Below are 12606 nucleotides of genomic sequence, written 5' to 3'. Positions count from 1 at the left end.
TCTATCCCTTCAATATTTAACATTCTATTTAAAAAGAACAGGTTGTTCGACAGTTTCAACTTCTACCAGGTAACCGTCACTCTTAACGATTACCGCTCCATGTAAATCTGTCCGGCACGTTATCACCTCAATTTCTTCGAGCGTATCAATAATGTAAGGATGAGGATGCCCAAATGGATTCGGGCCGGTTTGAATCACGGCAACGGTTGGTGATACTGCCTCGATAAATTCCGGAAAGGAATCCATATAGCCCCCATGGTGTGGAACCTGCAGAACATGGGCGCTGAGGTTGATATTTTTCCCGAGTAATCTGACTGCCGCTGCATCTTCAATATCTCCGGTCAGCAAGATCACAAATTCTTTATAGCGAAGCAGGGCAACAACTGAATTATTATTCAGATCACTCCCGATGCCGGTTAATAACCTACCTGGGGGACTGATAATCTCGATCTGCAGATCGTCCCCACATGTCCAAACCATCCCTTCCACTGCCTCAATAACCTTTGTGCCTGCATTAATTGCATTTGTTAAAAGCAAATCATATAGTTCGGAGTTGCCTGCTGCCGGAGAAATTAATAACTGCTCAACCGGAATAGTGCCAATCAGTGGGATAAACCCTCCGAAATGATCTTCGTGCGGGTGGGTAATTATCGCAAGATCTAAATAACGGATCCCCTGGCTTCTCAAATAGGGCAGAACTACTTTTTCTCCAACTGCAGCAGGGTTTCCACTGTAAGCCGGCTCACCGCCAGCGTCAACCATGATAACCGCGCTGCAGGGCGTTTCGATCAAGACCGCAGCACCCTGGCCGACATCAATAAAGGTTACTCTTAAATCATCATTGCCGGGAAAAATAATACCGCCCCATACCAGTACTACAGCAATTAATAAAATTATCACCACTATTTTGCCGATATGCGGTTTTATTAAATTGTTTTTTACAGCGTGAACAGCCTCAATACAGAATAAAAAGCCAGGTTTCTTTACAGATTCAAAGAGGATATTCCGGTAATGATACGAGTATATTATCCCTGCCATGAGTAGATATATAGCGATCAGGGTCAATAAACCAGGTGGATAAACAGTTAAATAAAAGCCGGGCAGCTTACTGATGCCTGTCAGAAAAATCATCAATTCCAAAAGAGGCCGGGCAGCCCACAACAAAATTGAACCGGCCAAAGGCCAAATGAAACTCAGCAATGCACCGGTAAGGCCGAATCCAATAATGAAGGCTATAAGGGGCATCAGCAGCAGGTTAAAACCCAACGCTCCAACGGGAAGATGGTGAAAATAATATAATGATAAAGGTAACACACCGATTTGTGCAGAGATGGTAACAGTTAACGGCGCATGCAGGATACGGGGCGCCCTGGTTGACCTTAAAAGATGTTCAACTGGCCTGTAAGCATATATTATTGTTAGTGTAGCTGCATAGGATAACTGAAAACCAACCGTAAAAAGCAGGGAGGGGTTCATGGAAAGTGTAACCAGCGCAGCCAGGGCAATTGCAGAAGGTAAATCTTTTTCGCGATCCAGAAGCAGCGCCGCCAACGCTGCAGAGACCATAATGGCAGCCCGCAATGCCGGAGGGCGCATACCGGTTAGATAGGCATAAGCGAAAACCAGAATTATTGCAAGTAATAGCGGAAACCGCCCTTTTATTTTGAGCATCTGAAAAAACCCGAGGATTATGAGCGCAACCAATCCGACATGTAATCCCGATACAGCCATCAGGTGGCCGGCACCAGACCGGCGAAAATTTTCTTCAACCTCTTCCGAAAGGCGATATCGCTGCCCGAAAAGCATCGCCGTTAATAGTTCTGAAGCAGGCGGCGGGAGGTTTTGCATAATTGAGCCTGTCATCGCCTGCCGTAAATTGATTGCAGAATGAGTCAGCCAACCTACCCTGCCGGTTCCCAGAGAGGAAACCTGGGCTGGATTGGGATACATGAGAGCTGATATACCCTGACTCTGCAGGTAGAGCCGGTAATCGAAACCATCAGGATTACGCCTTCCCCTGGGTTCAACTATTGTTCCCCTTATACGCAGTTTTTCTCCAAACCAGTATCGATCACTTCCATCTCCATAAATTCTGACTTCTAATTTATCAGTAACAGAAATTTGTTCTCTGTCAATTTCGATTTTTTCTGACTGAACTATATATACAGAATGATCGCTATAAACAACCGGCTCTCCAATGACCGTGCCCTCAAGATAAAGCGGTCTGTTTGCATATTCCATAAGGCCTTCTTTGATCTGGAGCGAGGGATAGTAAAATGATATAATGCCGGAGAATGCCGCCAAAATCAATAACAGAGCATAAAATATTGTTATCCATTGATTGATTGCAGCAATAAAAAGAATAACCATAATAGATAATGAAAAGATCAAGTATCCCGGAGACTGAATTAAAAAGAGACGGCCGGTTATGATTCCGGCCGTATAAAAAACTGTTATAACCAGCAGAAAGCGGTTGAGAAAGTTATTCCGCTGCAGATGGAGGATATGTTTGGCTGTATTAGCTATCATAACTAGGTTGTGTATCTTTCTTCATAGATTCTATTTCAGGTAGTTATTAATTACCTGAAAACCTGATCGAATATACCAAATGTTTTTTCCCGCTGTTCAACAGGAGGAGCGGGGGTCAGCAATGATACCACGATCAGTATCAGAATGGCCAGAATAAAAGCGGGAAATACCGGCATAAATCCCAGAGAGGTCCACTCCGGCAGTACTTTAAGATACCAAAGGTGCAGCATTATCGCCGGAATTATTAATGCGCTGACAGCCCCGTATTTATTGGCCCGGGGCCAGTAAAGCGCCCCGATCATTACCGGAAGCATAACAGAAAAACCGGAAAAGGCAAAAGCAGCAATGTTTAAGATAGCTGCCGGGCGGACAAGGGCAATATAATAGGCTATAGCTGCAAAAATAACCAGCAACCCCCTGCCCCATAATACTGCCTGACCGGAACTGATCTTCCGGAACCGGGGAAGAAGGTCATCGGTTACCAGGTGTGATACAGTCAACAGCTGAGAATCGATTGATGATTTAACTACTGCAAGAATTACAACCAACCCGAGGACCGTCCAGGTCGGGGTCAGAAATTGCTGGATCAGCATTGGAACAATATTATCTGTATCTTTACCCACCAAGCCCGGGACAGCAACCGAACCCCAGACGCCCAGTAGGGTCGAAACGCCAAAAATGGTCGCCATAGCCAGGGGATAAAAGAGGCTGACCCTTTTCAGGTTTTTGCTGCTCTTTGCAGCGAGAATCCTGGTATACATCTGGGGAAAAACAATCACTGCTATGGAATTTATAAAGGCAAAGCTGAACCAGTTTATCGGTGCAATTTGTGGTGAAAGACTCCTCTGCAGCATTGCCGGGTTATTCTGGGCAATTCGCTCTGTAATAGAAGAAAAACCACCCAGGGCCTGGGCTACGGCAAAAAGAAGCAAGACGGCAACAACAAGGAATACAGTGCCCTGGAAAATATCGGTCCAGACAGTACCTCTCAATCCCGCCGGAAGAGTATAGATCAATGAAATCCCGATAATAACAAATGCAGAAAGCCAGTAAGGAACAATACCTTCTGAGATCGTCGTAAATGCCAGGCTGCCGCCAATAATACTTACCACCAGGTAGGGTAATGTATAATATAAGAGAAGGATCAAGAACAACAAGGCTACAAAACGACTCTTGAAGATTGCTCCGAATACCTGTGGCTGTGTTCCATAACCGTAATGTTTACCCAACAACCAGGACCGATAACCGACTAGGTAAAATGTAAAAGGTGTAATAAATATACTCCAGCCGATTACATATCCGTATGCGCCATAACCAACCTGGTAAGCAAAACCGGAATAGCCGATGATTGTAAATGCGGTGATATTACTGGCAAAAAGTGCCATAAACACGGCTATACTACCTAATCCTCTCCCGGCTAAAAAATAATCTTCCTTCGTTTTTTTAGTAATTTTTGCCCCGTATGCGCCTATCATAAGTAATATGGAAACGTAAATGATCAGTATAATTATACCTGTTGTTGTTGTCATTGTTCTTTCGGCTCCCCATTATTCTGCAGCTCAATCAGTTCCGGTGAAGGATCAGGCCAGGCCAGGGCAATAATAATCCTCATGGCAATAATAGCTAATACTGTATACCCGACATAATAGGAAAATGCAAAGGGCATAAATCCGAAGAGCAGGGGCACCTTGGCATCAAGATCCCACAACCAGAAACTGTTATGCAGGATAAACATTACCAGAACGATCAGAGCTACCAGCGCCAATCGTATACTGAATTTCATTTTATGTCAGCCTCCAGGTAAGATTACCGGCATAAACCGGCTAAACATCTTTCTGCATATTCGACGATTCAGATATAAATCCTGCCTGAGATCCAAAAAACATCGTTGCCGTGTAAATAAAAGACCTGCAGCAGCAGGCCCTAAGGTTACTTATATAGAAATAACAACTGGTATAACTATTGGTTATTCAATTATTACCTCCTGGGTCGCCCTGGTTTGTTCACCTACTTTAATCACCACTTTATATTTTCCCGGATCGCTAAACCAGATCATATCGGCAATGGTATCCCATTCAGGATCAACCTCGTATACACCATCGGCCAAAATTTCATCCGATGAGCTTTCTATAAGCTGGACTGTAACCGAATTACCACCAAATGGTTCATTGTTGAAAAAGGAAAAGTAAAAATCTTCCCCAGCCTTGAAGTTAGTCTGGGCAGCGACAACCTCCAGGTTTTCATCAATTTCATAGCCTAATTCAAGAACCGATCCGCTCACTGCAGTACTTGTAACAGTTGAATCACCACCGCAGGAGGTACAGATCATAAGCAGGAAGAATAGGGTTAATAATAACAAGAAATTGCGTTTAATCATTACGTCAACTCCTTTATGTATTCAGTTCGACTGCAATGCTTCAGTATTCTCTATCATTAAAAAGAATCCTTCCCCTGCGGGAGATTAATTTCTTTGGCCGCTTATTACCATTGAACAGAGATAGGTGAAGGATAAAAGCCCAATAATGTAGAACTTAGGTTTGATCAAACAGAGCAACAGGAGGAGCAGTTTATGAATTTATCAGTCAGAAAAATTGTTATATCAGGCATCCTCGGAGCAATCGCTATTCTGCTGGGCGTGACCAGACTGGGGTTTATTCCGGTGCCCACCCCGGCGGGCCATGCAACAATTATGCACATACCGGCAATTTTGGGCGGTGTTCTGGAAGGCCCGGTGGTTGGCCTGATCACCGGCGCAATCTTCGGTTTATTCAGTTTCCTGCAGCCAGGTGCCCCTTTTTTCGCCGATCCCCTTGTTTCGATCCTGCCCCGCCTTTTTATCGGTGTCGTTTCATACCTGGTTTATATCTCAACCAAAGGGATTAACACAGTATTGGCCTGTATATTGGCCGGGGCTTTTGGATCGGTAACCAATACTGTTCTGGTGTTGGGTATGGCAACCCTGCGGGGATATTTACCGGCAGAGCTCTCCGTATCTATTGGGATTCTACATGGGATCCCCGAACTTATAGTCGCCGCAATCTTAACTGTTATATTGGTTAAGGGAATTCAGCGCATCAGATCCGGCGAAGAGCGTTCTCTTTAAACTGTTACTGAGCACACTTCCCATATCCGCTTGATCCCTGAATCTTGATTATTGGAGTTGTTCATACTTGGAAAAGCTGATCGAAACCGTTGATCTTTCATACTTTTATCGCTACGGCTCCCAACAGGAAATTCAAGCGTTGAACAGCATCAATATGACAGTCAACCGCGGTGAAATTCTGGCTATAACCGGCAGGAACGGTTCGGGTAAATCGACATTGGCCAGACATTTTAATGGCCTGCTTTTACCAAAAAGAGGTCGTGTTTTTGTTAAAGGCCTGCCTACCGATATTACGGAAAATATCCGGGCTATCCGCCGTTCAATTGGCATGGTATTTCAAAATCCTGACAACCAGCTGGTATGCAGCATCGTTGAAGAAGACATTGCTTTCGGACCGGAAAACCTGGGGCTGCCACCCTGTGAGATAAGAGAGCGTGTTGACTGGGCGCTTCAAACCATGAAAATTGAAAGACTACGCCTGGAATCTCCTCATAATCTTTCAGCCGGACAGAAGCAACAGGTGGCGATTGCCGGCGTTCTGGCCATGAAACCTGAATGCATAATCATGGATGAACCAACAGCTCACCTCGATCCGAGAGGAAGAAGGGAAGTACTGGAAAGTGCCCTCAGGTTAAACAGGGAAGAAGGTATTACTATAATCCTACTGACTCACTTCATGAACGAAGTGGTCAACTGCGACCGGATGATAGTGATGGACCAGGGAGAGCTCCGGATGGACGGACCTCCACGGAAAATTTTTCGCAACCCCGCAGAAATTGAGAATCTTGGACTCGACATACCTCTGGCAACCCATATAGCTGTAGAGCTGCAAAAGAAAGGCCATAAAATTTCACCTTTTATTATTAATACCGAGGAGTTAATAGAAACCATATGCCGATTGAGATCATAAACCTCAGCCATAGTTACAAAGAAGGGACTCCTTTTGAGCACAAGGTCCTTCATGATATTGATCTTAATATAACCGACGGCGAGTTTGTCGGCTTAATCGGCCCGACACGTTCGGGGAAATCTACCCTGGCTCAACATCTGAATGCTTTATATATTCCCCACCGGGGCAAGGTTTTTATTGACGGGCTGGATACCTCAAATCCCAAAGCCGACCTGATCAGACTCAGACATAAAGTGGGGTATGTATTCCAAAACCCCGATTACCAGCTTTTCGCCCCGACTGTTGCTGAAGATATTGCATTCGGTCCAACCATTCAGCGCCTGACAGAAAATGAAATTAAAGAACGGGTTTTAGAGTCGATGAACCAGGTAGGTCTTGATTACGGGACATTCTGCAAAAGGGATATTTTTGCTCTGAGCGGTGGACAAAAACGGCGAACTGCCATCGCCGGAGTACTGGCCTGCAAACCTCAAATTCTGGTTCTCGACGATATAACAGCCGGCCTTGATCCAGGCGGTCGTGAAGATATCCTGGGAGTAATCAGCAGTCTACATAAGACAGAGCATATCACCATCATCTTCATCAGCAACAGTATGGATGAAATTGCCGACCTCGCAGAAAGAATTATAGTCATGAATGAAGGCCGGATTATCATGGATGGCCCGGCCAGACAGATCTTCAGCCGGACTGACGAATTGAATAAAATAGGCCTTGAACTTCCTGAAATTACCAGAATAATGGACAGGCTCCAATTGGCTGGTTATCGACTGCCAAAAGGTGTCTTGAATATTCACGACGCCATAGCATATATATCGACTGCCATCAGGGAACAGGGGGCGGATGACTGATGGAACTGACAAAGAACATTACCCTGGGAGTATACCTTCCAGGTGATTCCCCTATACATCGCCTTGATCCAAGGACTAAAATAATTATAACCGCTGCACTGATCGTTATTCTGCTGTTTATCCAATCGTATTATGCATATATCATTTTTTTCCTGTTTACAGCCGCAATAATTATCCTGTCAAATATTCCTACGGGTTATGCTCTGCGTGGTTTGAAGCCGATGCTGCCAGTACTGGTTATTATGTGGATTTTCCAATTCTTTCTATACAAGACGGAATCAACTGCAGTACTTTTCAACTGGTGGATTTTTGAAGCAACAGCAGCCGGGTTGCATATGGCAAATTTGATCACACTAAGGGTAATATTTCTATTTATTGTTACAACTCTTTTGACCCTGTCAACATCTGTAGTCAGCCTGACCGACGGTCTGGAAAATCTCACAAAACCGCTGCGATCCATCGGTATCCCCTCGCAGGAACTGGTGATGACACTGGTAATTGCGCTCGGATTCGTATTGATCCTGGCCGAAGAACTTGAAAAAATTATCAAAGCCCAAATGGCCCGCGGGGTTGCTTTTGACAGGGGAAATTTTATACAAAAAACAAGGAAGCTTTTTCCGGTATTCCTTCCTCTCTTCATCAATGCTTTTAAGAGAGCTGAAGACTTGATAGTTGCCATGGAAGCAAGGAATTACACCGGAGGAAAGGGCCGGACAAAGATGAAAACCCTGCAAATGGGCAGGGTTGATTTGATAGCTTCTCTGATCACTGTTATATTTATTGCTTTAACGGTTCTCCTTATTGTCAACACTAAAAGGATGTTATAGCCATATCAAATGGGGCAGCCAAAGGAAGTGCCTACAGCTACCGCTGCTCGAACCTGTTCACTTTTCGGATCAACCAGCTTTGTACCGGCTACCGCAACATCGAGAGGTACCGATTCGATATGATTCCCTTTCAGACAGACCATTTCATTTAACTTGCCCACCTGAAACAACTCGACAGCTTTTACCCCAAAACGGGTTGCCAGTACCCGGTCATATGAAGTAGGGCTTCCCCCCCTCTGCAAATGACCCAGAACTGTTGCCCGGCTTTCCAGCCCCGTTCTTTTTTCTATTTCATTCGATACAATCATCCCGATTCCACCAAGTCGTTTTTTATCTCCGCTTGACTGGTATACCGGCTCTTCTCCAACCGGGTATGCCCCTTCAGCAACAACGATGATGCTGAATTTCTTGCCCCGGGTTCTTCGTTCCATAATCTTATTGATCACGTGGCTGTATTCAAAGGGCAGTTCGGGAATCAGGATAATATCGCCTCCACCGGCCATTCCTGCCTGGAGAGCTATCCATCCTGCATGCCTGCCCATTACTTCTACAACCATTACCCTGTGATGCGATTCTGCAGTGGTATGTATTTTATCAATTGCCTCGGTGGCAGTTGTTACAGCTGAATCAAAACCGAAAGTTACATCGGTAGCGGGGAGGTCATTATCGATAGTTTTCGGAATACCGATAATCGGAACTCCCAGCTCGCTGAAGCGATGTGCCAGAAAGAGACTGCCATCTCCTCCGATGACCACCAGGCATTCTACAGCCCATTCTTTCAGATTACTTATGGCATCTGCAGAACGGTCTTTGCCCGTTTCACGGTAATCACTCCCACCGGGACGATAATCAAAAGGGTTATCCCGGTTCGAAGTTCCCAGTATAGTTCCCCCCCGGTTTAAAATACCCGAAACCGCAAGGTCATCAATTAAACCGGCATCATTTTCAACAAGACCTCTAAATCCGTTATTAAAGCCAACGACTTCAAGGTCATGGTTGTATGTTGCCCCTTTCACTACAGCCCTGATAACGGCATTAAGACCTGGACAGTCTCCTCCGCCGGTTAATAAACCCAATCTGCGCATCGATTTCCCACCTCGTTTTGCAGTTATTTCCGATCTGCTTAACTCATCTTTCTTTCGTTCACATATTTCAATACAGGAAGGTTGTGGATCATTGAATAAGGCTTTACGGGCTAACTGGTCAACCTGTTTATTGAGAATATCTGCACCATGCCCTTTAACTTTGATCCATTCAACTTTTCTGCTTTCAGCCAATTGAAACAGCTCTTCCCAAAGATCACGGTTTTCCACTGCTTCGCCCCTGGCATTTCGCCATCCGTTTTTATACCATCGTTCCATCCAGTTCTGTTTAAAACAGTTAACCAGGTAAGCGCTGTCGCTGTGCAGCGTAATCCGGCTCCCCTCAGGAGTTGTTTTTAGCGCTTCAATCGCTGCTCGGAGCTCCATACGCTGGTTGGTGGTCTCTTTTTCATGGCCGCTGATCTCCCGGGTCTCACCATCCATCTGTATAACAGCTGCCCAGCCACCTGGACCGGGATTGCCCGAACAGGCCCCGTCAGTATATATTAAATATGAATTATTGACCAAAGTGGTTTCCTCCGGGTGTCTTTATAATGTTAACTGCACCAGTTCGTTTAAAATCTGCTCGAATTCCTGAAGTTTTTCTCCGTAACCTGCCCAGTCACCCTGCTGCTGCCGCAGTATTGCCTCATCATATACTTCCTGGGCTCGTCGGATCAGATCTACCAGCTCAGCATCATCCAGATCAACTGGTTCACCCGGCTCAACTTCATCTTCAGGCACTTCAATAGGTTGTTCATCATCATCAAGATCCGGCGGGAGGGCATCGATCTCGCCGAATATGCGGATCAGAGCTCTTTCCAGGGTGTCTTCCATCACTACTGTCTCACCATAGACAACGATTACCCTGGCCAGCTCGGGCAAACCTCCCCTTTCTGCCTCCAGGAATATCGGTTCAACATAGAGCAGGGAATTATTAATCGGTAAGACGAGCAGGTTGCCACGAATTACTCTTGAACCGGCCTGCCCCCAAAGGGTAAACTGCTCCGAAATCTCTGTGCTCTGATCTATCCGGTTTTCGATCTGTTTTGGGCCGAGAATAACTCTTTCCGGTGGAAAGAGGAATATTTCCACCTGACCATAATTGGGCTGATCACAGCGGGCAACCATCCAGGCAATCATGTTATTACGCTGATCAGGCGTAAAAGGTATAATCAGCACATATTCTGGCTCCGAGTAGCCCGGCAGCTGTAGGATAGTATAGTAGGGCTCCATAAATTGTTCCTGCCCGAAGGACTGTTCAAAGGGTACTGCCCAAAGGTCTTCCCTGGTGTAGAATACGTTGGGATCGGTAATATGATAGAGGGTCAACAATTGGGACTGAACATTGAACAGATCCTCGGGATAACGTAAATTACTGATCAGGTTTTGAGGCATCTCCTCGATCGGCTTAAAAAATTCGGGGAATATCCGGCTGTATGTCTGGACCAACGGATCTTCAGGATCCATTACATAGTAATCTACACTGCCGTTATAAGCATCGACGACTACTTTAACCGAATTGCGAATATAGTTTATATCTCCATAAGGCGCTGAATAGGGGAAACTTCTGGTTACGGTATATGCATCCTGGATCCAGAATAACCGCCCATCACAAACTACTATATAAGGGTCACTGTCGTAGCGGAGGAAGGGGGCAAGTTTCCGAACCCGGTCATGAATATTCCGATCAAAAAGGACACGGCTCTCATTGCTCAACTCATTGGACACAAGAATCCTGTATTCCCCAAATTTGAAGGCAAACAAAATACGGCGAAGGAACGATTGGATTGGTATTCCGGCTTCACCGTCATAGTAAACAAATTCGTTTTCATCTCCAGCTGTGGCATAGTGAAATTCAGGTGTGGCTGTATTGATAATGACATAGTCATTGGTCAGTTCGCCAAAATATATAGCCGGGTTTTCGAGTTCCAGATTTCCCGTTGGAGGGATATCGCCCAGGAAATAACGGGGTAATCCTTCAGTGGTAACTTCATTTACAGGACTCATTGTCACCCCGTAACCATGAGTGTATTGCAGCTGCAGGTTAACCCAGGTCTGCGCCTGGGGAGCAAGGCGTGTTTTATCAAGCTCGCGGGCGGCGATCATAACCTGCCTGTATTCACCATCAATTACATAGCGATCGATATCAACATCGTTGAAGCGGTAGTAAAGCCTGATCGCCTGCAGCTCATTAAAAGTTGTCAGCAGCGGACGATAATCCCAGAGACGAACATTGTTGATTGTTCCCGGGTTTTCCCGCAGATCATCCCAGTTAAGCATGGCTGAAGGATCGTAACGGCGGGATGAGAAACGATCAATACCGTATGCATTCCTGGTAAACTCAATATTATGCTCCAGGTACTCACGCTCATAACTGAACTCACTTGGTTCGACCACGAAACTCTGGATCGCCGCCGGATAGGCCCAACCCCCCAGCAGGGAAACACCGGTTAAAACCAGGACACCATAAATAAATAACCGGTATCGCCGTAAAAATATATTTGCAAAAAATATAAGAGCAATAACCAGGGCAAGGATCATAAGGATCATCAAAACCGGGTAATTGGCATTAATGTCGGTATAGCCTGCTCCGTAAACAACCCCTCGTTCAGAAAGAACCAGCTCCAGCTGTTTAAGCCTGTAATCCCATGCTTTCAGGCTGAAAATCAGGGTGAATAGCACGGCCAGATGGCTTATCCCCCTGGTAAGTGGAAGCATCCAGCCCTGTTTCCCTTGGGAAGGAGGGTTAAGTAACAGATATATGGCAGCAACGATAACCAAAGAAATAACCAGGGTCATCATCAGAAAACTGTAAATAAACCGGAAGAAAGGAAGTTGAAACACATAAAAAGCTGCATCGGCGCCAAATACCGGGTCGCTGATGTTGAAAGGCACATGATTCAAATAGCGCAGAAGATCCATCCAGTGGTTCCCCACATAACCGGAAAACATGTAAGCCAGGATACCCGAGGCAATGGCAAAGTACAGGGTCAGGCGTTTTGGAGTCAGGTATCGCATGAACCCGGTTGCCATCAGCTTTTCCCTGAGCACCAGGTTGGGAAAGCTGAGGATATAGCGCTTGGTAAACATGAGGTTTACAAAAAAGACGGCAAATAAAAAGACCAGAGCTCCCAGCCTCATGCCCCAACGGGTGATATATTGAGTCCAGAAAACCTGTGCTGCTTCCAGTTCACGGAACCAGAGCATATCCAGATAAAAATTTGTTCCGGTCAGAATAATAGATCCCAGAATAATAACAGCAATAACTATCAGGAATAACCTTCTGCGCATTGAAATCCCTCCG

10 protein-coding genes are annotated in these 12606 nt (G+C 45.5%); 4 read left to right on the top strand and 6 right to left on the bottom strand.

Translation table 11 applies throughout. The features are described 5' to 3' along the window. Positions 1-24: 24 nt before the first annotated feature. From SCJ97_08355 to SCJ97_08340, 4 genes are all read right to left on the bottom strand, one after another. Positions 25-2529 (bottom strand): DNA internalization-related competence protein ComEC/Rec2, encoded by a 2505-nt coding sequence (locus SCJ97_08355; GenBank protein MDW7740049.1) that lies wholly within the window; start codon positions 2527-2529, stop codon positions 25-27. A gap of 50 nt (positions 2530-2579) precedes the next feature. After that, positions 2580-4058 carry a sodium:solute symporter family protein gene (locus tag SCJ97_08350; protein MDW7740048.1) on the bottom strand — a complete coding sequence of 493 codons (1479 nt, stop codon included), beginning with the start codon at positions 4056-4058 and terminating at the stop codon, positions 2580-2582. Continuing rightward, positions 4055-4312 carry a hypothetical protein gene (locus SCJ97_08345; protein ID MDW7740047.1) on the bottom strand — a complete coding sequence of 86 codons (258 nt, stop codon included), beginning with the start codon at positions 4310-4312 and terminating at the stop codon, positions 4055-4057. The genes SCJ97_08350 and SCJ97_08345 overlap by 4 nt, the downstream gene beginning before the upstream one ends. 183 nt (positions 4313-4495) lie before the next feature. Further along, the gene (locus SCJ97_08340; protein MDW7740046.1) at positions 4496-4906 is read right to left on the bottom strand and encodes a hypothetical protein; all 411 of its coding nucleotides are present in this window, start codon (positions 4904-4906) and stop codon (positions 4496-4498) included. Between the two features lie 192 nt (positions 4907-5098). On the opposite strand from SCJ97_08340, the gene SCJ97_08335 reads away from it, so the two are divergent. The 4 genes from SCJ97_08335 to SCJ97_08320 all read left to right on the top strand — a co-directional run bounded on the left by SCJ97_08335 (position 5099) and on the right by SCJ97_08320 (position 8217). Further along, positions 5099-5632, top strand: coding sequence for an ECF transporter S component (locus SCJ97_08335; protein ID MDW7740045.1), 534 nt, complete (start codon positions 5099-5101; stop codon positions 5630-5632). Between the two features lie 67 nt (positions 5633-5699). After that, on the top strand, positions 5700-6542 hold the full coding sequence (locus tag SCJ97_08330) for an energy-coupling factor transporter ATPase (GenBank protein ID MDW7740044.1): 843 nt from the start codon (positions 5700-5702) through the stop codon (positions 6540-6542). After that, the gene (locus SCJ97_08325) at positions 6524-7390 is read left to right on the top strand and encodes an energy-coupling factor transporter ATPase (protein ID MDW7740043.1); all 867 of its coding nucleotides are present in this window, start codon (positions 6524-6526) and stop codon (positions 7388-7390) included. Before SCJ97_08330 ends, SCJ97_08325 begins: the two co-directional genes overlap by 19 nt. Then, positions 7390-8217, top strand: a complete 828-nt coding sequence (locus SCJ97_08320; GenBank protein ID MDW7740042.1) for an energy-coupling factor transporter transmembrane protein EcfT — start codon at positions 7390-7392, stop codon at positions 8215-8217. Before SCJ97_08325 ends, SCJ97_08320 begins: the two co-directional genes overlap by 1 nt. Before the next feature lie 5 nt (positions 8218-8222). Here the strand turns inward: SCJ97_08320 and rnhA are convergent, their stop codons facing one another. Together rnhA and SCJ97_08310 are read right to left on the bottom strand one after the other, a co-directional pair. Continuing rightward, positions 8223-9827: a ribonuclease HI gene (rnhA, locus tag SCJ97_08315; protein ID MDW7740041.1), complete on the bottom strand. Its 1605-nt coding sequence runs from the start codon at positions 9825-9827 to the stop codon at positions 8223-8225. A gap of 21 nt (positions 9828-9848) precedes the next feature. Next, positions 9849-12593 (bottom strand): UPF0182 family protein, encoded by a 2745-nt coding sequence (locus SCJ97_08310; GenBank protein ID MDW7740040.1) that lies wholly within the window; start codon positions 12591-12593, stop codon positions 9849-9851. Positions 12594-12606 lie beyond the last annotated feature (13 nt).

The organism is Bacillota bacterium (assembly GCA_033549065.1).
Classification (GTDB): domain Bacteria; phylum Bacillota; class Dethiobacteria; order DTU022; family DTU022; genus JAWSUE01.
Note: the sequence above shows the minus strand (reverse complement) of the source record. Positions and strands in the feature narration are given on the sequence as shown.

What these genes read in the sequence shown, in the direction of transcription:
- SCJ97_08325 (MDW7740043.1), top strand. Translation starts at nt 6,524, where the DNA reads ATGCCGATTGAGATCATAAACCTCAGCCATAGTTACAAAGAAGGGACT.
- SCJ97_08350 (MDW7740048.1), bottom strand. Translation starts at nt 4,058, where the DNA reads ATGACAACAACAACAGGTATAATTATACTGATCATTTACGTTTCCATA.
- SCJ97_08320 (MDW7740042.1), top strand. Translation starts at nt 7,390, where the DNA reads ATGGAACTGACAAAGAACATTACCCTGGGAGTATACCTTCCAGGTGAT.
- SCJ97_08355 (MDW7740049.1), bottom strand. Translation starts at nt 2,529, where the DNA reads ATGATAGCTAATACAGCCAAACATATCCTCCATCTGCAGCGGAATAAC.
- SCJ97_08310 (MDW7740040.1), bottom strand. Translation starts at nt 12,593, where the DNA reads ATGCGCAGAAGGTTATTCCTGATAGTTATTGCTGTTATTATTCTGGGA.
- SCJ97_08335 (MDW7740045.1), top strand. Translation starts at nt 5,099, where the DNA reads ATGAATTTATCAGTCAGAAAAATTGTTATATCAGGCATCCTCGGAGCA.
- SCJ97_08345 (MDW7740047.1), bottom strand. Translation starts at nt 4,312, where the DNA reads ATGAAATTCAGTATACGATTGGCGCTGGTAGCTCTGATCGTTCTGGTA.
- SCJ97_08340 (MDW7740046.1), bottom strand. Translation starts at nt 4,906, where the DNA reads ATGATTAAACGCAATTTCTTGTTATTATTAACCCTATTCTTCCTGCTT.